Source organism: Gimesia sp. (assembly GCF_048260065.1).
GTDB lineage: Bacteria > Planctomycetota > Planctomycetia > Planctomycetales > Planctomycetaceae > Gimesia.
Genome location: NZ_JBLXHC010000006.1, coordinates 413,999 through 435,388, shown reverse-complemented (window position 1 = coordinate 435,388; position 21,390 = coordinate 413,999). Strand labels below are relative to the sequence as shown.

At 50.7% G+C, this 21,390-nt stretch carries 15 protein-coding genes; 8 read left to right on the top strand and 7 right to left on the bottom strand.

What is annotated here, in order from left to right; all coding sequences use genetic code 11:
* Positions 1 to 161: 161 nt before the first annotated feature.
* Positions 162 to 1,424: an alpha/beta hydrolase gene (locus ACN0YN_RS14410; RefSeq protein WP_417385716.1), complete on the bottom strand. Its 1,263-nt coding sequence runs from the start codon at positions 1,422 to 1,424 to the stop codon at positions 162 to 164.
* Positions 1,425 to 1,698: 274 nt separating this feature from the next.
* Between ACN0YN_RS14410 and ACN0YN_RS14405 the strand changes: the two genes are divergently transcribed.
* Both ACN0YN_RS14405 and ACN0YN_RS14400 read left to right on the top strand, forming a co-directional pair.
* Entirely contained in the window at positions 1,699 to 3,117 is a 1,419-nt protein-coding gene (locus tag ACN0YN_RS14405) for a sulfatase (protein WP_417385715.1), read from the top strand.
* A gap of 547 nt (positions 3,118 to 3,664) precedes the next feature.
* On the top strand, positions 3,665 to 4,105 hold the full coding sequence (locus ACN0YN_RS14400) for a hypothetical protein (protein WP_417385714.1): 441 nt from the start codon (positions 3,665 to 3,667) through the stop codon (positions 4,103 to 4,105).
* Between the two features lie 47 nt (positions 4,106 to 4,152).
* Here the strand turns inward: ACN0YN_RS14400 and ACN0YN_RS14395 are convergent, their stop codons facing one another.
* Positions 4,153 to 5,085, bottom strand: coding sequence for an HDOD domain-containing protein (locus ACN0YN_RS14395; protein ID WP_417385713.1), 933 nt, complete (start codon positions 5,083 to 5,085; stop codon positions 4,153 to 4,155).
* A gap of 375 nt (positions 5,086 to 5,460) precedes the next feature.
* Between ACN0YN_RS14395 and ACN0YN_RS14390 the strand changes: the two genes are divergently transcribed.
* Positions 5,461 to 6,519 (top strand): M42 family metallopeptidase, encoded by a 1,059-nt coding sequence (locus tag ACN0YN_RS14390; protein ID WP_417385712.1) that lies wholly within the window; start codon positions 5,461 to 5,463, stop codon positions 6,517 to 6,519.
* 15 nt (positions 6,520 to 6,534) lie between these two features.
* Here ACN0YN_RS14390 and hemL read toward each other — a convergent pair whose 3' ends face one another.
* Positions 6,535 to 7,830, bottom strand: coding sequence for a glutamate-1-semialdehyde 2,1-aminomutase (gene hemL / locus ACN0YN_RS14385; protein WP_417385711.1), 1,296 nt, complete (start codon positions 7,828 to 7,830; stop codon positions 6,535 to 6,537).
* Positions 7,831 to 7,845: 15 nt separating this feature from the next.
* Entirely contained in the window at positions 7,846 to 9,120 is a 1,275-nt protein-coding gene (locus tag ACN0YN_RS14380) for a PQQ-binding-like beta-propeller repeat protein (protein ID WP_417385710.1), read from the bottom strand.
* A 201-nt stretch (positions 9,121 to 9,321) separates the two neighbouring features.
* Between ACN0YN_RS14380 and ACN0YN_RS14375 the strand changes: the two genes are divergently transcribed.
* Entirely contained in the window at positions 9,322 to 10,989 is a 1,668-nt protein-coding gene (locus tag ACN0YN_RS14375; RefSeq protein ID WP_417385709.1) for an ABC1 kinase family protein, read from the top strand.
* Between the two features lie 7 nt (positions 10,990 to 10,996).
* Here ACN0YN_RS14375 and ACN0YN_RS14370 read toward each other — a convergent pair whose 3' ends face one another.
* On the bottom strand, positions 10,997 to 12,061 hold the full coding sequence (locus tag ACN0YN_RS14370) for a protein arginine kinase (protein ID WP_417385708.1): 1,065 nt from the start codon (positions 12,059 to 12,061) through the stop codon (positions 10,997 to 10,999).
* Between the two features lie 447 nt (positions 12,062 to 12,508).
* Here ACN0YN_RS14370 and trpE point away from each other — a divergent pair, with 447 nt between their 5' ends.
* From trpE to ACN0YN_RS14350, 4 genes are all read left to right on the top strand, one after another.
* Positions 12,509 to 14,017 (top strand): anthranilate synthase component I, encoded by a 1,509-nt coding sequence (trpE, locus tag ACN0YN_RS14365; RefSeq protein ID WP_417385707.1) that lies wholly within the window; start codon positions 12,509 to 12,511, stop codon positions 14,015 to 14,017.
* A 132-nt stretch (positions 14,018 to 14,149) separates the two neighbouring features.
* Complete coding sequence (locus ACN0YN_RS14360; protein WP_417385706.1) at positions 14,150 to 15,835, top strand: Nramp family divalent metal transporter; 1,686 nt, start codon at positions 14,150 to 14,152, stop codon at positions 15,833 to 15,835.
* 109 nt (positions 15,836 to 15,944) lie between these two features.
* Positions 15,945 to 16,292, top strand: a complete 348-nt coding sequence (locus ACN0YN_RS14355; RefSeq protein WP_417385705.1) for a histidine triad nucleotide-binding protein — start codon at positions 15,945 to 15,947, stop codon at positions 16,290 to 16,292.
* 120 nt (positions 16,293 to 16,412) lie between these two features.
* Positions 16,413 to 17,108 (top strand): hypothetical protein, encoded by a 696-nt coding sequence (locus tag ACN0YN_RS14350; protein ID WP_417385704.1) that lies wholly within the window; start codon positions 16,413 to 16,415, stop codon positions 17,106 to 17,108.
* Between the two features lie 23 nt (positions 17,109 to 17,131).
* On the opposite strand, the gene ACN0YN_RS14345 is transcribed toward ACN0YN_RS14350, so the two are convergent.
* Positions 17,132 to 17,419, bottom strand: a complete 288-nt coding sequence (locus ACN0YN_RS14345) for a hypothetical protein (protein ID WP_417385703.1) — start codon at positions 17,417 to 17,419, stop codon at positions 17,132 to 17,134.
* A 352-nt stretch (positions 17,420 to 17,771) separates the two neighbouring features.
* Complete coding sequence (locus tag ACN0YN_RS14340) at positions 17,772 to 21,224, bottom strand: pyruvate carboxylase (protein WP_417385702.1); 3,453 nt, start codon at positions 21,222 to 21,224, stop codon at positions 17,772 to 17,774.
* Between the last annotated feature and the right edge of the window lie 166 nt (positions 21,225 to 21,390).

Sequence of the window (21,390 nt, the reverse complement as noted above, 5' to 3'; positions counted from 1 at the left end):
GTATCAAACCAGGTCGGCATGCGAGGATACCATTGATGACCAGTCTGACTGGAGCACTTGTTCTGAACCGCCGTGTACGGAACCGTACGCACGGTGGTGTGGGAGGACGGGGGAGCAATCCCCCTCCTACCCGATACATCTGGCAAAGTTATGTCAGTCGCTTAGCGAAACGTGCCTCGAATTGCACGGCCCAGCAGGCTGCGGTTGCTCTGAAATTTCCAGGCGAGATTTTCCAGCAGCGATCTGAGATTACGTTCCCCTGCGGGAATTCCCTGGAATACCAGTCTGACATCGGAGAGGACGGTATTACTGTCAGCGTGATACGAGTGCCCGAGTGCGAACAGGTTGGTATCAATTTCCGAGGCATCCACGACATTGATTTTTTTATATTCGGGGAACACGGTCAAATAAGAGCCCCCTTCTCCCAGACGCTGATGCCAGTAGGAATTGACGACCCTCGAAGCTTTCAATGCCAGATCTTCTGACGAGGAATAGATCGTGAAGCGTTCTGCCGTCTGAACTATGTGCGGGGCGATCGATTCTTTAAAGACCTGTGCATCAATGTCGGGCGCTGTCAGAATTACTTCATTAAACAACGGCTCTTCTTCCTGCGTGAGAGCCAGTTTCTGTGAAATGTTTTTCAATGCCCTCGATAAAACCCGATTTCCCATACTGTGAGCGATAAGATGGATTTTTCTGGCTCCAGATTCTCGTGCAATGGCTTCAATAAACAGGGTGACATTTTCTTCACACCACTGCGCAGTGCGGCCATCTTCTTTATAGGCCCAGATAGAACCTCTCTCCTGCGAAGGCCAGCTATACATTAAGGGGGCACCTTTGAATTTCAGGTCGTAGGCGATCTGTGCCGTCCTGCGTGCTGCATCTTCGAATGAGTTGTTAAAGCCGTGAATAAAGATGAACGCTTCCCCGCCAACCTTGATTAATCCGTTGGGGGTTTCTTCGACTTCTACTGATTCTTCGATGGTTTGGCGCAGCTGTAATAAAAAGTCTGATCCGGAAGCGGGCTCAATGGATTTCAGCACGACATGCTTATCGGGGTTTTCCCGGAATTCCAGTTTCCAGATTTTAGGTGATTCCAGTTTACCGGCTTCGTGATTTTCCGGGATACTCACATCACAGAAACCCAATGACAGACTGGCGCGTCTGGTTCCAAAATACGTCTTGGGATGGGGGGAACCTGTCAGATTGCGATCGGTGCCATAAAAGACACGAACGGTTTCGTGCTTCTCTTTTTTCTTCGACTTTAATTGCTCATCAGAAACTGCCGATGCTGGTTCGGGTTGTTCTGACATGCGAGGCGCTTGTGCTTCCTCAGGAGCGCGTTTAGCATCTTTCGCGCCGCTACATCCGGTCAGTGTGGCCCCGGCGAGCGCCAGGGTTAAAAAGATTTTGGCGGCGTTCATTTTGCATCCTTGCAGTGTGAAGCAGTACCTGCTGAATATAAAGCAGTTTCAATGCGAAAAATAATCCATCTGGCTGGATGACTCAAGGCGAAATTGCATCGCAGGCTGGTAGTGATTTTGGCCTGGAAATTCTGACGGAACGGGAATCTCTGTTAACTTAACATCATTATTTGCTATGGGTTATGCTGTCTGTTATGCTGAGATTCAGAGAATCGCCAGCTCAAATGTTCTACCATTCATTGGCATTTTGAACCCGTTTGGACAGGAATTCATCGTGAAAAGCGCTCAACGAATTGTCTTCAGTCTTCTCTTTGTGTTGTTTTGTCTTCAGCAGCCACTGTTTGCTGCGAAAGCTGCTGCGAAACCGAATTTCATCATCATCTTTGCTGATGATCTGGGGTATGGAGATCTTGAGTGCTATGGGCATCCAAAGTTTAAGACACCTCATATCAACCAGATGGCTGCAGAGGGCGCACGATTAACTCAGTTTAATGTTCCGGTTCCTTACTGTGCTCCTTCGCGTGCGACGCTTTTGACAGGCCGCTATCCCTGGCGGCATGGTGTGTGGTTTAATCCTGCACCGGATGGAAAGAAATTCAGTAGTGGGGTGGGAATTGCCGAGAGCGAACTGCTTTTGAGTGAACTGCTCAAAGACAACGGGTATGCGACGATCTGCATTGGCAAATGGCATCTGGGACATGATCCGGAATATTATCCGACCCGGCATGGCTTTGATGATTATCTGGGAATTCTTTATTCCAATGACATGCGCCCCGTCAATTTGATGCAGGGGGAAAAGCTGCTGGAGTATCCAGTCATTCAGGCGAACCTGACGAAACGTTATACGGAACGGGCCGTTAAATTTATTCAGGAGAATCAGGAGCGTCCTTTCTTTTTGTACCTGCCACATGCGATGCCTCACAAGCCACTGGCTGCTTCAGAGGCATTCTACAAAAAAAGTGGAGCCGGCCTGTATGGTGATGTGCTGGCCGAACTGGACTGGAGTGTCGGGCAGATTTTTAAAACCCTGCGCGAGTTGAATCTGGATGAGAACACACTGGTTATTTTTGCATCTGATAATGGCCCCTGGTTTGGAGGCAATACCGCCGGTCTTTCCGGGATGAAGTCGACCAGCTGGGAAGGGGGCTTGCGCGTTCCCATGATCGCCCGCTGGCCCGGTAAAATTCCGCCCCGGCAGGTGATTGATACTGTCTGCGGTTCGATTGACGTCTTTCCCACGATTCTGAAGCAGGCAGGAATTCCGGTTCCGACTGATCGGGTCATTGATGGCAAAGACCTGTTTCCCGTTTTGACAGAGCAGGCACCGACTCCCCATCAGGCTCTGTATTCAATGAAAGGGAATTCGCTGTTTACCGTTCGTAGCGGTCCCTGGAAGTTACATGTGAAACCTTCCCCCCGGCAGGTACTCGCCGGGAAAGGGAAAGACTGGATTGACCCGCGCGGACCCGATGGTGTGACCATTATCGCACCTTACGAACAGGCGATGCCGGATCAGCAACCAGGCATTCTTACCGGTGATAAGCCAGTGCCCATGATGCTGTTCAACCTGGAGCAGGATCCCGCAGAACAGAAAAACGTAGCGAGCGAACATCCCGAAGTTGTCGCACGTCTCATGAAACTGTATCAGCAAATGCAGGCAGAAGTGCCTGCCTCGATTCGGGACTATAAATAACTGGTCGCCAGTCTGGTCCTGAAATCAAAGAGATTATTTCTATCAGTTTCTTTTCAGGATTCGCTGCTGCGCGGCAAAGTTTCTCTCACGTTGCTTTCCATTTACAAAAGGCATTGTTCAGTAATGCCACTTTTCCCTGTCAGGTTTTTCCGACTCAAACGTCGTGGTAGAAACCGTGATCTTGTTGCCAAAATCCAACATTCGTGCTCTCTCGCTCGTAGTGAAGGTTAGAAATGGCAACAGCGTAGAGAGTGTTGCTCCCCTGGCGTGTTTCCGCATCCAAACCTTTTGTGATGTCTTTTTACACCTGACGTTGATCTGGTGTAGAAAAAATACAACAGCGCGGATGAAGAAATTATTAATCTGAAATCGGCTGACATTTCTTAAGTCTCAATGATATAGCGGTTTACCTGCTTTTAGAAACAGAAGTAAACGAATCAGGGCATCAATGGCCCGCGCTTTGCGTCTATTCAATCTTCTTAACAGTTCACTGTTCAGCAGCTTTGATATTCAACAAGAAGAACAAGCAGAAAGTGAGTACAACGGCATGGCATCAAAACGCGACAGAATGAGCGTCTATGAGCGTGAAGGAGTGACCGTACTGGATTTCGGAACAATGGAAATCTGGGACGGAGCCGATCTGGCCCTGCTGCGCGAGACGTTGACGCGTCTGGTTGATCAGGAAGGCTGTAAATCGATTGGTGTCGAACTGTCGTCTGTTAAGTATATCCCCAGTGGATTTTTCGGCATGCTGTATGATCTCTATGAAAAAGGGATCGCGGTGACTCTATATAGTCCGCAGCCGAATGTTGCCAGTATGCTCTGGTTCAAACAGTTCTGTACTCATACCGAGGATGGTCGGTATCTTTTGAAGAGCGATACGATCGCTGCTCAACAGACTCCTACCGAAGAACAGGTACGATCTGAAAAAGAAAAGTGGGAAAAAAGCCTGAAACAGTCCAGCGACTATTCAACAACTGTTTCCTGAAGGGGACATGCTCGTTCTGAGCACGACCCCGGATCCTGAGTACTGACTTATGAAGCAGATTCATCTTCCAGCAGTACCGCATATTTCTCCAGGCGGTTTTTGAGCGAAAGGTAATTCGCTGCCGCCGTTGATTCTTCTCTCAGTTCCTGATCAATTTTCTCTGCCAGGTCAAACAGCTTGAATTCAGGCCAGGCTTCAGCCAGTGTCACTAACTGTTGCAAACCCTCAGGGTTTTGCCGGAGCGGATCCGGGATCAGTGACGCGACTGCGACAGCTGCTGCCGGAGTCAGTCCCAACCTGTCATTGGTCAGTAATTTCAACCCTTCATGGTGCAGATAGACCAGGCAGATCAGATCATCAGGAAATGACCAGTCCAGCATGACATGGGCGGCTGCTTCACAATGGTTCCAGCGGAAATGTTCAAGTTCATAGTCACTGAGCAGACAGGGAGTGCTGTCCTGACTCACCGTAAACTGCAGGTATTGATCAAACAGTTCCCGGGAAAGAACGGGTAAGAGAAAATCCTGAAGCATGGCTGCGGAGAATGCAACATCGGGATCGACTTTCATCAGTAAAGCAATCTCCCGCGCCATCAGAGCCCGCTCAAGATTGGTACTCCAGAAGTTTGGCAGATTGATCAGTTTGGAATCACTGGTTGACATGGCCTGCTTCAACCCGGTGGTGACCAGGAAGAGTTTGGTGGAGCGAATTCCCAGGAGAGTGATTGTCTGTTGTATAGAAGAGACTTTCCGTCTCAAACCCAGAGCGCTGGAATTGACAATTCGCAACAGTTCACAGGAGATGCCAGCGTCAGTTTCGATAATTTTACTGAGCTCTTTCGGAGTGGTATTGGGGTCTTCTGCTTTACGCGAAAATTCCATCACCGCCTTGGGCAGCATGGGAAGTTTAATTTCAGGAGGAAGTGGACTTCTTTTTCCTTCACCAATCAGGTCTTTACGTAATTTGGTCCAGTCTGTCATTATTTCCTCAGATGCTTCGTGAAAAAAGCAATTTCAATGTTTGTGCCAAGGGTAGATTTGCCATACAAAATATCTGCTATGACTGATATCTACGGAAATAATCAGTGTCAGCAGGTTGGCTTTCGTGGTATTAAAACTTTAGCTTAGAGATTCCCGTAAGACAGAGACTTTTTCTGCTTTTCTGGGACCGGAATTCTGTACTTTTGATGATGATTTCCTCTCTAAAAGCACTGCAGATCTTACATTGAATTAAAATCATAAGTTACTAAAATACAGACACTTAGAATCGCATGTATTAAGCGACAGGCAGGCACAGTCAAGCGAAGTGCCTATTCGTATAGAAGCTGAAAACCTCCACCAGTCAGGACCAGAATCATGGATGCATCGTCATTGGATTTCTTAAAAAAACTGCTCCATTCCCCCGCACCTTCGGGCTATGAAGGTCCGATCCAGGATGTAGTGCGAGAGTTTGCCGGTGGATTCGCGGATGAAATTACCACCGACCTGCACGGCAACGTGATCGCCGCCGTCAATCCGGATGCGGAACGCAGGGTGATGTTTGCCGGCCACTGTGACCAGATTGGCTTGCTCGTGCAATACATTGATGATGAGGGATACCTCTGGGCGAATCTGATTGGTGGCTGGGATATCCAGATGCTCCTGGGGCAGAATATGCAGGTTCATACCGCTTCTGGTCCCATCCATGGTGTGATCGCCCGTAAAGCCATTCATCTACTGACGCCGGATGAACGCAAAACCGTTCCAGAAATCAAAGACCTCTGGATCGATATCGGAGCAAAAAACGGCGAAGAAGCCCGCAAGCTGGTTGCCATTGGAGATCCAGTAACCTTTGAACTGGGTTTTCGACCGATGCTAAATAATCTGGCGTCTGCCCCGGGCATGGATAACCGGGTGGGGGTCTGGGTTGTCATGGAGGCATTAAGACAAGTCAGCCAGAAAGCACCGGGTGTCGGTGTCTTCTCTGTTTCAACCGTTCAGGAAGAGATCGGCCTGCGTGGTGCAAAGACCAGTGCCTATTCCATTCAGCCGGAAGTCGGAATTGCCGTCGATGTCACCCATGCGACGGATTGTCCCGCTGTGAGCAAGCAGGAAAATGGCGATATTAAAGTGGGATGTGGTCCGGTCGTTTATCGAGGACCGAATGTGAATCCCGTCGTATTCTCGTCATTAAAGACTCTCGCAGATGAACACGAAATCAGCTGTCAGATCAATGGAATCTCACGGCCCGCCGGTAATGATGCCAATGCGATGCAGTTGAACCAGGGGGGCATGGCGACGGGAATCGTTGCGATTCCCAATCGGTATATGCATAGCCCGGTTGAAGTCATTTCGCTAGACGATCTGGAACAGGCGGCCCGTCTACTGGCGGAGTTCTGCCTGGCCATCAACAATCAGACAGACTTTACGCCTTAAATTACCTCTGTCTGATCAACCAATTTCCTGGAGGACTTCCTCTGCCGCCTGAATGATGTGATCGATATCTTCGTCAGTCAGCATCACCGATGTGAAGTTGGCTTCGAACTGGCTGCAGGGGAGGTAGACTCCCCGATCCAGCATGCCCTGGAAGTACCGACCAAAGCGGGCCGTATCATTCTTTGCAGAGATCGCGTAACTGGTGACTTTTTCCGGGTTGAAAAACAGGGTGAACATCGAACCGCATTCCGCCAGAGTGTGAGGCAGATCTGCTTTCGCAGCCGCTGCACGCAATCCCCGGGTCAGGCGGCTGGTCTTCGATTCCAACTCGGCATAGGGATTGGTTTCTCGCAGGCATTCCAGGGTCGCAATCCCGGAAGCCATGGCAATCGGATTTCCGGACAGGGTTCCCGCCTGATACACGCTGCCAACGGGTGAAATCACATCCATGATTTCTGCTTTACCGCCGTACGCGCCGACAGGCATCCCCCCGCCAATCACTTTTCCGAGCATGCAGATGTCCGGCATGATATCAAACCGCTGTTGTGCACCACCCAGGGCAACACGGAAGCCAGTCATGACTTCATCCATGATGAATACCGAGCCATTTTGAGTACAGACTTCCCGCACGGTTTCCAGAAAACCGGGTTCGGGCAGTACCACACCCATATTTCCCACAACTGGTTCCAGGATGACCGCAGCAATCTGATCTCCCAGTTGCACGAAGGTTTCTTTCAGTTGTTCGATATCATTGTATTCCAGAACCAGTGTATCGGCAGTGCAACCTTGCGGGACACCCGGGCTGGAAGGCGTCCCCAGAGTCAGGGCACCGCTGCCGGCCTGAACCAGCAGGCTGTCGACATGACCATGATAACAGCCTGCAAATTTGATGATTTTATCCCGTCCTGTATATCCGCGAGCCAGTCGAATCACACTCATGCCCGCTTCGGTACCGGAATTGACCATCCGTACTTTTTCGACGCAGGGAACCAGGTCCACGACGAGTTCGGCCAGTTCTGTTTCCACTAAAGTTGGAGCGCCAAAACTGGTGCCTTTCTTGAGGGCTTCTTCAATTCGAGGCATTACCCGGGGATGCAGGTGTCCCAGGATATGAGGTCCCCAGGAACCTACCAGATCGATATAGCGGTTACCATCAATGTCATACAGGTATTGACCTTCCCCCCGGTCAATGACAACGGGGTGTCCTCCGACTGCTCCGAAAGCACGTGCGGGGCTGTTAACGCCTCCAGGAATGACTTTCATGGCGCGGGCAAACTGTTCTTCACTTTTAGCACGTTGGCTGGCTGGCATCTTTACGGGAAATCCTTAGTTTGAGCTGGAGTTATCTGAAGCAGCGGGAGGCTGAACCGGTTTGTTGAGATCCAGACACTTGAGGGCTTTGGTATCTCTGACGAATAACAGACCATTCGACAGAGCAGGGAGGGCACGGGTCGTAGTATTCAAAACCTGGGCACGCCCCAGTTCTTTATATTCTTCTTTCGAGGCGGTGGCCATCACGAGGGTCCCGTCCGTTTTCAGAATGAGTAGCTTGCCGTCCGCTTCGATCAAGGTCGCGTAACCATAGTTCTCCTGGGACCAGAGTACTTTCTGCTCGTTCGGATCAAAACAGAGCAGGCTCGAAGGACCTATGTCCTGTCGGCCGTCTACGCCAATGAGAGCGCCGTCGTATTCGATGGGGGTGGTGTACTGGCTGGCCATCGGTTTCAGGCCTCGCCAGATCTCGGATGTGTTATTGCCTTCAACAATCCCCCAGAAACCGCCGACTCCGTAGCTGGCAGTCGCAAAAATATTCCTGCCGACCTGGACCGGGTTGGCACCATTGACGGTAGCTCCCCGCTTGCCAAAGGGGAACTGAAACAGAATGTTCCCGTTTTCCGGATCGATGCCGATCAGGTGAAGTCGGGTAATAAATACGGCATAGAAACGACCATTCAGATAAACAGAGATCGGCGAAGAATAACTGGCATCGTCGGGCATGGACTGCCAGAGCGTTCTGCCTTGATCCAGTGAAAACGCGACAATGCCGGCATTCTGGCGTTTACCACCTACATTGACCAGGAGCTTATCATCGATAATGATCGGTGTGCTGCCAACTCCGAAAAAGCCTTCTCCCACTTGAAAATCTTTGTGTGTCTGACGGGACCAGATCTGTTTTCCCGTTTTGAAATCCAGACATTGCAGGTGTCCGGTGATTCCATAAACGTACACACGGTTGTTATAGATTAAGGGGACTGCAATGGGGCCATCGTTGGGGTTGTATGAACCTGTATAGCTGACCGGTGACTGATGTTTCCAGATCACTTCCCCTGTGTCAGCCTGCAGTGCTTCGACGATTTCCTGGTCTTCAAGACGATGAAATAAAATCGCTACATTCTGGAAAACCGATACTCCAGCAAAACCACTTCCGACAGCCCTTTGCCATTTCAAACCGGGACCGCCGGCAGGCCATTTGGCTGCCAGTGATTCACTTTCGGCTGCATGTCCATTTCGCGATGGACCCATAATTTGAGGCCAGTCACCAGCTCGACAGGGAACAGTCAGGCTCATGATAATCAGCAGGCTCAATTGAATGAATCGCATATGTCGGGCTCCGCCTTTCAGATGGTACAGATAATGATTTGAATAATGATTTGAACGAATCCTATTTTAACAGGATCGGGGCTTGGCTGCATAGGAACGTCTGTTATAGTCTGGTAAGATAAAAAGTGAAACCGAACCATAGCGACACCGCGCTTCCTGAAGAGGGTTTTCGTGAGATCGTTTGCTTTGCAGGAGAAGACTTTGGACTCAAATCCCTTACGGTTAATCAGAAATCTACGTCGAAGCCGCGAAATTGTGACGGTTCTCATGAACTACGGTTTTGACGACCTCGTTGATCAGCTGCGGTTAAGACGCTATCTCCGCTGGGGGCGCAGGCTGCTGTTCTGGAAGCGTGCAGAGCCCGAAGTGAAACTGACCCGCGCCAAGCGGATTCGCCTGGCCCTGGAAAGCCTGGGGGTCACGTTTATCAAGTTTGGCCAGGTGGTCAGTACCCGCCCCGATCTCGTACCCCGCGATGTGATTCGGGAGCTCTCCAAGCTTCAGGAACGCGTTCCTTCGTTTCCCGGCGAGATTGCCATGGGAATTGTGGAACGGGAACTGGAAGCTCCTGTCAGTGAGTTGTTCGCGGAATTCGATCCTCAGCCATTAGCCGCCGGTTCACTGGGGCAGGTGCATCGTGCACGTCACCATGATGGCACTCCGCTCGTCGTCAAAATCAAACGTCCCGACATCGATCGAGTGATCGAGCAGGATCTCAGTCTGATGATGGAACTGGCGATGATGATCGAACGCCATTTTCCCGATGCAGAAGTGTTTGATCCCACCGGGCTGGTTAATCAGTTTTCACGAACCATTCACCGCGAACTGCAGTTTTCCCGCGAAGCCCGTTCGACGGATGAATTCTGCCGACTGTTTCAGGACGACGCCACACTGTATGTCCCCAAAATATACAGGGATCTGACACAGGGTGATGTGATTACCATGGAATTCATCGACGGTTATAAAATCGATGATGACAGCGAACTCAAAAATCTGCCGATCAGTGCTCATGAAGTGGCGGCGAATGGTGCCCGTATTTTTATGAAGATGACATTCGAGTTTGGCATCTTCCATGCAGATCCTCATCCGGGGAATTTTCGAGTAATGCCGGACGGTTCCCTGTGCCTGCTGGACTATGGGATGATCGGAGTTCTGGAGGAAGAACGTCGGGATATGCTCGTTGATCTTTTCCTGAATGTCGCCCGCAAAGATACGGCGAAACTGGTGGAAGTTGTCTTGAAAATTGGCAAAGCGAAACGCAACGTCGACCACCAGCTTTTACGGGCGGATCTCCGGGATTTTATCGGCAATTATTATGGCGTGCCTATGGACGAAATCAGCGTCGGTAAAATGTTGACGGATTTTATCAATATTCTGGCGAATCACCGTATCCGCTGTCCCGTTGACATCATGCTGTTAATTCGTGCGTTGATCACTCTGGAAGGAATCGCAACTCGGATTGCGCCGGAACTGAATATCGCGCAGGAAATGGAGCCTTACATCTATCGGCTTTCTTCTGAACGCTATCATCCCAAGGCGATTATGAATCGGATCTGGTCAGAAACCTGCAGTCTGTCCAAAGTCATGCATGACCTGCCTGAGCAGATCGGCCGCACTCTCGGAAAACTGAGTGATGATGAACTCAAGGTTCATCTGGAACTGAACGGCATCAATCATCTGACGACAGAGTTAGACCGCTCCGGAAATCGGCTGGCCATCGGAATGGTGATGTCTTCTCTGATCCTGGCTTCCGCCATTACCATTTCTCTGGACTCAAATCTGGTATTTATCAGCATCCCCATTTTTATGATGTCGAGTCTGCTGGGGATCTGGCTGATCTACGGGGTCTTTCGCAGCGGTCGATTATAGACCTTATTCAGTTGGCCGAGTTGGCGTCGCTGATGCGTTGTCTCAGGTAGTTGGCCCGGGCCGCATTACGTTCGCTGGATTGCAGTTCTCCACCATGCAGTTTCTGCAGGTGTGCGGGTTGAGTGAAAATAAACATTTCGTTGACGGCAGAGATCGGCAGTCCTTCAATCAATCCCAGATTCACGCCCATGCGTACGCTGGAGAGCAGGTGCATGGTTTCTTCAGAACTGATGGTCTGAGCGGTGCTTAAAATTCCGTAAGCCCGGGAGACCTGGTCATGCAGTCCCTGGCGGTTTTCCTTAATCAGCGAATTTCTGACTCGCCGTTCATAGGAAATAATATTGGGAACGACTTCCTTGATGCTGTCAATCAATTGGTGTTCGGTCTGTCCCAGTGTTACCTGATTGGAGATCTGGTAGAAGTCTCCCATGGCCTGACTGCCTTCACCATAGAGACCCCGGACGGCCAGGTTGATTTTCTGCAGGGCCTGGAAGACCTTCTGAATCTCTTTGGTAATCACCAGCGCGGGCAGGTGCAGCATGACGCTGACCCGGATCCCGGTGCCGACGTTGGTCGGGCAGGCGGTCAGATAGCCGAACTCTTCACTGAAGGCGTACGTCACTTCCTGTTCCAGGAGATCGTCGATATGGTTGATCGTATCCCAGCACTCATTCAGCGAAAAACCGCTCCGGAGCACCTGCAGACGGAGATGGTCTTCTTCGTTGACCATGATGCCGATATTTTCTTCACTGTCCAGTCCAACCCCGCGCGGGCCTGATCGCTCGGAATGTTCACGGCTGATCAGTTGGCGTTCGACAATAAACTGACGATCCAGATTACCCAGGCTGTTCACATCCAGGTAGGAGAGTTTTACGTCCATGGGGAGTGCGGTAATAATCGGCCGCATCAGCTGTTCGATTTCGCCCAGTGTCGATTCCGTACAGCGATTGATAAAGGGGAACTGTGCGAGGTTCCGGGCCAGACGAATGCGGCTGGACATCACGATATCGGAGTCCGGGCCGATTCCTCTCAACCATTCACCACTTGTGCGAGTGAACGCGTCCAAATTCACCCTATTCTCCTTTATAGTATTCAAAACAGATCAGATCGATGGGGTTGTGATCTGGTCTCTGGCGTTAGTATAACTCACGTGACTTTCATTCCCAAACGGTGTAGACTCGGGGAACAAGTACCATACTCATTCATTACGGGAAAACAAAGTCTAATCCACGGGTTCTGGTTGAAAGCTGTTTAAGATTCGTGTTGTTATTCCATTTTATGCTATGAGTGTCTTGAATACCATTCCTCTCAAGTGATTCCGAAACTGAAAAATCCGAAACTCCCTGTTACGGACCGCTGTTTTCCAGATCTGGCAGCCAGACTTTTTGGAGTTTTTTGAGAACTGAAGCCGCGGGCAGCTTGTCTCTCCGAAAAGAAATGTTCATAAGAGAGACGACTCTGAGTATTAGAGAACCCGGGATGCTTGTTCATCCACAGACAGTAGCAGTTAAGATAGTCCATGAAATACGTTCCCGATTTTGAAACTTTTAAATCACTTTCCGGGCAGGTCAACCTGGTCCCCGTCTATCGGCAGTTGACCGGGGATACCCTGACTCCGGTCAGTGCCTACCAGTTGCTGGAAAAAGGCCCCTATTCCTTTCTGTTTGAAAGTGTGGTCGGAGGCGAACAGATCAGCCGCTACAGCTTTCTGGGAGCGAACCCGTTTTTAACTGTCGACGCGTACGAGCAGCGGATGGTGATCCAGCAGCAGGGGCAGATAGAGGAACGAACAGTCGAAGACCCGCTGCAGGAACTGGAAAATATTCTCGGGCAATACCAGGCAGCAGAGCTTCCCGGTCTCCCCCGGTTTTGCGGAGGGGCAGTCGGGTACGCGGGCTACGATGTCGTCCGCTACTCGGAGCACTTGCCGAATGCCCCGGAAAACGATCGCCAGCTCCCTGATCTTTCCTTTGCCTTATATGATCACATGGTGGTCTTCGATCAGATCAATAAAACGGTTCTGGTCGTGGCACACGCCCACCTTGATGGCGATTTGAATGAAGCCGAATTAAAAGACGCTTATCGGAGTGCCTGTGAAAAAATTGATCAGACCTGTCAGCGGTTTCAGACGGGTGATCCTTCTGCATTAAAGATGGCGGATATCAGTGTTGATACACACGCCGAGCCTGATCTGAACTGGACCTCGAATTTTACACAGCAGAAGTTTGAATCAGCCGTCGATGCCTGTAAAGAATATATTGTTGCCGGCGATATATTTCAGGTCGTACTTAGTCAGCGATTGAAGCTGGAAACGAAAGCGACGCCGCTCGATATCTATCGCAGTCTGCGCGTCGTGAATCCCAGTCCGTTCATGTTTCTGTTGAAAACGCCGGAAGTGGATCTGGTGGGGAGTTCTCCGGAAATCATGGTCCGGGTCGAAGATCGTGTGACGACAATTCGTCCACTCGCCGGTACCCGAAAACGGGGCAAAACGGAAGCAGAAGACAAACGCCTGGCAGATGAACTGCTGGCGGATCCCAAGGAACGGGCCGAGCATGTCATGCTGATCGACCTGGCTCGCAATGACGTGGGCCGCGTGTGTGAATTTGGCTCAGTCGAACTGTCCGATGTTATGGTGGTGGAACGCTACAGCCACGTGATGCACATTACATCGAATGTCACTGGAACTTTAACTGAAGAACGTTCTGCCCTGGATGCACTCCGGGCGGGACTACCTGCAGGAACGGTTTCCGGCGCCCCCAAAGTCAGGGCCATGGAAATCATCGATGAATTTGAACCGCACCGCCGCGGTCCTTATGCAGGAGCCGTCGGCTATCTCGATTTTACCGGGAATATGGATACGTGTATTGCACTTCGAACACTGGTTATGCAGGGATCTACGGCCTACGTACAGGCCGGCGCCGGGATTGTTGCCGACAGTGTGCCGGAAACGGAATATCATGAGACACTTAACAAGGCAAAGGGGTTGCTCAAAGCAATAGAGGTCGCAGAAAAACAACTCACGTAATCGGAAATGCATTTCACGTGTGAGTTCACGAAATGCAAACCGGATCTGAGTGATCACTGTTTGAATCCTTACGGCTCTGAGTAATGTTTCGACTGTCCCCTTCGTCGAAGACAAAGATGAAACAGGAGTACGATGGAATCTCAACAGGAGAGTAACGCGCTCGATCCTTCCGTTGATTCGACTCTCGAAGAATCAATCAAAGCCCCCACCGATTTCTGGGGGATCGTCAAACGACTGGGACCGGGACTCATCGTCGCCGGCAGTATTGTCGGTTCCGGCGAACTGATCGCTACCACCAAGACCGGTGCTCAGGCAGGGATTGCTCTGTTATGGCTGATCATCGTGGGATGTCTGATCAAAGTATTTGTCCAGATCGAACTGGGACGTTATTCCATCTCGCAAGGTGAGACGACACTCGCCGCATTGAATCATGTTCCTGGCCCCCGGCTCGGATTTCTAAGCACCAAAGGGCAGAAAACTCCCAACTGGATTCTCTGGTTCTGGCTGGTGATGAGTCTCTGTACCATCGGGCAGTTGGGCGGGATCGTGGGGGGCGTGGGACAGGCCCTGGCATTGACCCTGCCGATCAAGGGAGATTATCTTCAGGCGATTCAATACCCTTCAGAGAAAGAATTCGTGCATTATCTGGAGCTGGAAGAAGCTTTAAAAGAGGAAGAGAAAGCACTTTCAGATTTAACGCCTGCCGAGCGAGAACGCTATCTGCGCGGACACGCCAAAATGAAGCAGCGCATTGAACGCCTGCAGGCGGCAGGACAGGTGATTCTCGAAAAAATACGCAACGAGGAGTCTCTGCTGGATAAAGATGGGAAATCAATCCTCGAGCCCCAGACCTGGGATGACAAGATCTGGGCCAGTATCATCGCCGTTTTGACAGCCTTTCTGTTGTACTACGGTCGCTATAATCTGATTGAGCATCTATCGACAATTCTGGTTGTCTCGTTCACCTTCATTACCATAGGCAATGTCGTTTCCCTGCAGGCATCCGACATCTGGAGTATTTCGACTGCTGAAATCATCCGCGGACTCTCTTTTGGAGTACCGGAAGCGACAGGCGGTATGAACCCGCTGCTGACTGCACTGGCGGCGTTCGGGATTATTGGTGTCGGCGCAACGGAACTGATTGCTTATCCCTACTGGTGTCTCGAAAAAGGTTATGCACGTTTTACTGGCCCTCATGCAGAAGACGATGCCTGGGCGGAACGAGCGAAAGGCTGGATGCGTGTGATGAAAATTGACGCATTTGCTTCGATGTGCATTTACACTTTCGCGACACTTGCCTTTTATCTGATGGGAGTCGCAGTGTTGCACAAGGAAGGCCTCGACCCGGACGGCATGCGGATGGTGAGTACCCTGGCGGAAGCCTATGTCCCTGTCTTTGGTGCGTTCGCCAAGTGGCTGTTTCTGGCCGGCGCGATTGCCGTGCTTTATTCCACATTCCTGGTGGCGAACGCCGCTAATGCACGAATCTTCTCAGACGGCTTGCGATTTTTTGGGGTCGTAGATGAGAGCAAACCGCACGCGCTGCAGAACTGGATCAAAATCATGTCACTGGTTCTGCCTCTGTTGTGCCTGGCTGTCTTCCTGACAGGAGCCAACCCGGTGCGGCTGGTCTTAATCGCGGGAACGATGCAGGCCATCATGTTGCCGATGCTGGGAGTCGCAGCGATTTATCTGCGCTATACCAGGATTGATGCCCGTCTCGCTCCCGGACGATTGTGGAATCTGATGCTGTTCGTTTCCTGCCTGGGACTGCTGCTGGCTGGTGTATATGGTGTTTACAAACAGCTCTTTACCTGATCTGTTTTAATTGTTGTAGAATAGAATAAGCGACTACAGATTCGATTTTCAGTTTTCGGACTGGTTTTTAAGAAATAGTGTCGAATGAAATACGGAGGAAGCAGGTTACATGTCAGGTGAGAAAACAATTTTCAAGAAAATCATTGATCGGGAAATACCGGCAGACATTATCTATGAGGATGAATTATGCCTGGCTTTCAACGATGTGAATCCACAGGCTCCCGTGCATGTTCTGGTGATTCCAAAACAGGAAATTCCGTCTATTGCACACCTGCAGGATTCGGATCAGGAACTCGTGGGGCATCTGTTGCTCACTGTTGGGAAACTGGCGAAGAAGCTGGGGCTGGACTCGGGATATCGTACAATCGTTAATACCGGTAAAGAAGGAGGCCAGACTGTCGATCACCTGCATCTGCATCTGCTGGGAGGACGATCGTTACAATGGCCACCCGGGTAGTGTTTTTTGTATTTCATGACTGAAGAGATTGGAATGCCGGATTCTGATTGCCAGTAGTAGCTGCCAATCGCCATAATAAAGGTATTCACTTTTATTTTAATCTAGTAGAGGAATCGAATCGTGTCGAAATTCAGAGCTGGCTGGAATGTTCAATTTCTGTTTGTGGGAACTGCTCTGGCTGTAATGATGCTGTCAGAACCCGTAGTGGCTCAGAGTTCCAAAAAAAACAATGTCAAGCAAATCAACCTGCAGGCAGACAAGCTGAAAGATTCCTTCATTCGAGAGTCTGCAGAAATCGCCCGGAAGTATTCAGAAGCCGGAGACTATGAGAAATCTCGCGAGATGCTCGAAGTGATTCAAAGCATTCAAAAAGATGTTCCTGGCGTGAAAGCCATGATTACACAGCTCAATGAAAAACTGATGAGTTCTAATTCATCCGATATTGATATTGATGTTGCGCGAAACTGGAGTACGCCTGCAGGTCTGGTGGCGAAGGGAAAAACGGTCCGCATTCAGGCAATGGGCACCTATGATTTTGTAGCCGACATCAAAACCACAGTAGAAGGTCTGCCACATGGAACAGCCATGAAAGAACTGGCAGACGGGATTCCTGCAGGCGCACTGATGGGACTAGTGGTCTCACAGGAAAAGGGAAAACCGAAAGTAGGTAAACCGTTTCTGATCGGTGAGAAGGCCGAGTTTACACCAAAGGATGACGGCTTATTGATGATTGGGGTGAACCTGCCTGCCGGGCATAAATCAACGGGTAAGTTGAAAGTCCGCATCAGCGGTTATATCCGGCGCGGTTCGAATTGAATCTCAATCGGGTAGCGAGGGAGCTAATCCTTTTTATTTCTCGCATTCATTTCTGCGCGAATTTCACGCCGCAGCAGTTCGGTCATCTGACTGCGTTCCTGCAGAAGCGGTGCTGTCTGAGCAATCACACGCCGCATGTCGTTAATAATGCCACTCTCCAGTTCTTCGGTGCTGATCCCATCACAGGCATTAACACAGGCAACAAAGCGACGAACTAACTCCTGATTCTCGGGGGTGTCTTCACCCAGAAGCTCTCCCTCACTGGAAATCACGAAATGAGGGGGTTGAATGGATTGACGCGCTCCAGTCATTCGCCGAGTACTCCGGTTTCTTAAAGAGACAGAATTGAAGAGCTCTGTCCGTTTGTTCTGTTTGAGTGATTGATTTGAACTCAAAGCATTAAGAAATATTAATACCTGATATCTAAACTATCGGCGAAATTTCAGGCAGCGGTTGAATTTCTCTAATGTTTCAAAGCAAAATGAAACCTGTTTTTGTATAAAATCATCCTTTTAAAGCAATACTGGTGCGGTTGGGTAAGATGGAGCGATGCCTTCAGGACGCATGAGGATATCAGCCACTCTGAGGCTGGGGGGAATTGCCCAGCCTCAGAGTGGAGGTAAATACCTTACGTTGTGAAAGTAAATCTGTTCAAATGACTGGCTATTCCAGCACAATCAACAGATCGCCCGATTCCACTTGCGTGCCTGGCTCGGCGAGAATTTCTTTCACAACGCCGTCCTGTTCGGAAATAACACTCGTCTGCATTTTCATGGCTTCGAGCATCAAGAGCTGATCGCCGGCTTTCACCTTGCTTCCGACTTTAATGCTCAATGAGACAACCACACCGGGCATGACTGCTCCGATCTGCTTTGGATCAGAAGAATCGGCTCGGCGACGCGAACTGTCCTGTGGCTTCAGAGCTTTGTCCACGATCACGACTTCTCGAGGCTGACCGTTCAGTTCAAAGAAGACCGTTCGACAGCCATCCGTCTGTGGCTTACCTACTGCCAGGAACTTAATGATCAACGTCTTACCAGGAGCGATCTCTACAGAGATTTCTTCTTCCGGTTCCAGACCATTGAAGAACGCATAAGTTGGCAGACCGCTTGTATCGAAGTAGGCTTTCTGGTGGGCTGCGAAATCTTCGAAGACTTTCGGGTATAACAGATACGAAACCACATCCTGATCGGTGGGCGTGCGGTTAATCAGTTTCTGAACAGTCTTCGCCGCATCCTCGAAGTCGGCGGGAGGCAGAATACTTCCCGGACGTTCGGTAAGCGGTTCTTCTCCCCGCAGAATCTTCTTCTGAACATCTTCAGGGAAGCCACCGGGAGTCTGTCCCATGCGACCGCTGATCAGATCCAGCACAGATTCCGGAAACGCCAGATCGCGATCGCCGTTCACGACATCATCACAGCTCAGGTCATTCGCGACCAGGAAGAGTGCCATATCGCCAACCGCTTTCGAGGTCGGAGTCACTTTGACGATATCACCCAGCAGTTGATTGACTTCAGCATACACATGGCAGACTTCGATCCAGCGATCTCCCAGTCCCAGTGACTGTGCCTGCTGCAGCAGGTTCGTATATTGGCCGCCCGGCATCTGATGCTCGTACAGATTGGCACCGGCGGGTAAGACCGGACTTTCAAAAGCGGTGTAGTAATTACGGACTGCACGCCAGTATTCGGAAATATCATCCAGATAGCTGACCTGCACTGTTGGCTGATGATCGGTGAACCGCTGGGCTTCGATCACGGTGGTCAGGTTAGGCTGAGATGTTCCACCTGACATGGAAGGCACTGCACCATCGGCAATATCCAGTCCTGCTTCCGCCGCTTTTAGAATCGCAGCCGCCTGGCCTCCACTGGTATCGTGAGTGTGGAAGTGAATGGGAATACCGATTTCCTGCTTCAGAGTTTTTACGAGTAACTCAGCTGCATACGGTTTACACAATCCTGCCATGTCTTTGATGGCCAGAATATGGGCACCCATCTTTTCCAGCTCTTTAGCCATGTTGACGTAATACTTGAGATCGTATTTCGTTTTGGCTGGATCGAGGATGTCACCCGTGTAGCAGATACTGGCTTCGCAGATCGCGCCGCGTTTCTGCACTTCTTCCATCGCGACTTTCATGTTGGGCACCCAGTTCAAGGCGTCGAACACGCGGAATACATCGATGCCCGCTTCAGCGGCTTCTTTCACGAACGCGCGGACCACATTGTCCGGATAGTTGGTGTATCCCACTGCGCTGGAAGCACGAATCAGCATCTGGAACAGGATGTTCGGCACCCGGGTCCGCATCTCTGACAGTCGCTGCCAGGGAGATTCTTTCAGGAATCGCATGGATGTATCGAAAGTGGCACCACCCCACATTTCCAGAGAGAACAGTTCCGGACAGTTGTGTGCGTAGACCTCGGCGATCTGCAGCATGTCATGTGTGCGGAATCGGGTGGCATACAATGACTGATGTGCATCGCGGAAGGAAGTGTCCGTCAGCAGGAGCGGCTTCTGTTCCAGAATCCACTTACTGAATTTCTCAGCTCCCAGCTCCAGCAGCTTCTGTCGCATCCCGTCCGGCGGCGAGATCTTTTTCTTATTGTAAGCAGGAACGGGGGCAGGTGTACGACGGACTGCTTTGGCACGGTCTTTTACCAGCGGGTTTCCGTTGACGACTGTTTCCGCCAGATAAGTCAGAAGTTTCGTAGCACGGTCATGCCGTTTGGGAAACTTGAACAGCTCAGGCGTGTCATCGATGAACCGGGTATAACATTCGCCGTTCAGGAAGGTCGGATGCGTAATCAGTTTGAGCACGAAGGGAATATTCGTCTTTACGCCACGAATTCGAAACTCCTGCAGACAACGCTCCGTGCGGGCTGCAGCGTCTCTGAAGGTTCGCGCCCATGTGGTGACCTTCACCAGCAGTGAATCGTAATACGGGAAGACCATCGCTCCCGAGAACGCCGTCCCTGCATCCAGACGCACGCCCATCCCGCTGGCGGACCGGTAATGTGCCACGCGACCATAGTCGGGCATGAAATTATTCGAGGGATCTTCAGTCGTCACGCGGCACTGCAGCGCGAATCCGTGTGTCTGCAGTTCTTCCTGGGAATTGATCCGGATGCCCGGATCATTCAACTTGGCTCCTTGTGCCAGCAGGATCTGTGATTTCACAATATCGACGCCGGTCACTTCTTCCGTTACCGTGTGTTCCACCTGAATTCGCGGATTGACTTCGATAAAGTAGAACTGATTTGTGTCGGCGTCCAGCAGGAACTCCACGGTTCCCGCCAGTTCGTAGTTCACGCTCTTACCAATTTTCAAAGCCGCTTCGCACAGAGCGTCTCGCACAACCGGATCAAGGTTGGGAGCCGGTGCAATTTCCACTACCTTCTGGTGACGCCGCTGTACCGAACAGTCGCGTTCGAAAAGATGTACCAGGTTACCATGCTTGTCCCCCAGCAACTGCACTTCAATGTGGCGGGCGCGTGAGATGAATTTTTCGACGAAAACATCTTCGCTGCCAAACGCTGCCAGAGATTCACTCCGTGCCAGCTCATAAGCCGCATCGAAATCTTCTTCTTTCTGAACCACTCGCATACCGCGACCACCACCGCCGTGCGCTGCTTTCAGAATGATCGGGAAGCCAATGTCGATCGCAGTCTTCCGGCCCGAGGCAGCGTCCACAATTGCTTCGCCACTTCCCCCCAGCACGGGGACGCCTACCTGCTCAGCAATTTTGCGGGCCGAGATTTTATCTCCCAGCGCTCTCAGCGTTTCGACCCGGGGGCCGACAAAGATGATTCCGGCATCTTCACATGCCTGAGCGAACTCAGCATTTTCAGAGAGAAATCCGTAACCTGGATGGATTGCGTCAATTTTCTTCTGCTTGGCGAGTGTGATAATCGCCTCGATATCCAGGTAGGATTTCACCGGGTGCCCCGGTTTTCCAATCTGATATGCTTCGTCTGCCTTGGTGCGGTGCAGGGCATAACGATCTTCATGGGTATAGATGCCGACTGTGCGAATTCCTAATTCGTGTGTGCTTCGAAAAATTCGAATGGCAATTTCACTACGGTTGGCGACGAGCAGCTTCTTGATTTTACCCTCAGACATGAATGTTCCTAACTCTTTGTATACTTTCGGCTTGAAGGCTGATTTGCCGGGTCATTTTTGATAACTTTTGCTTCAGTTCGTTGGTCATAAGGGTACATGCATGAGCCCGGAAAAACAATGCAGCACACCCTGTCAGGCCATTTCTCAGTCGAACACAATCTCCGAG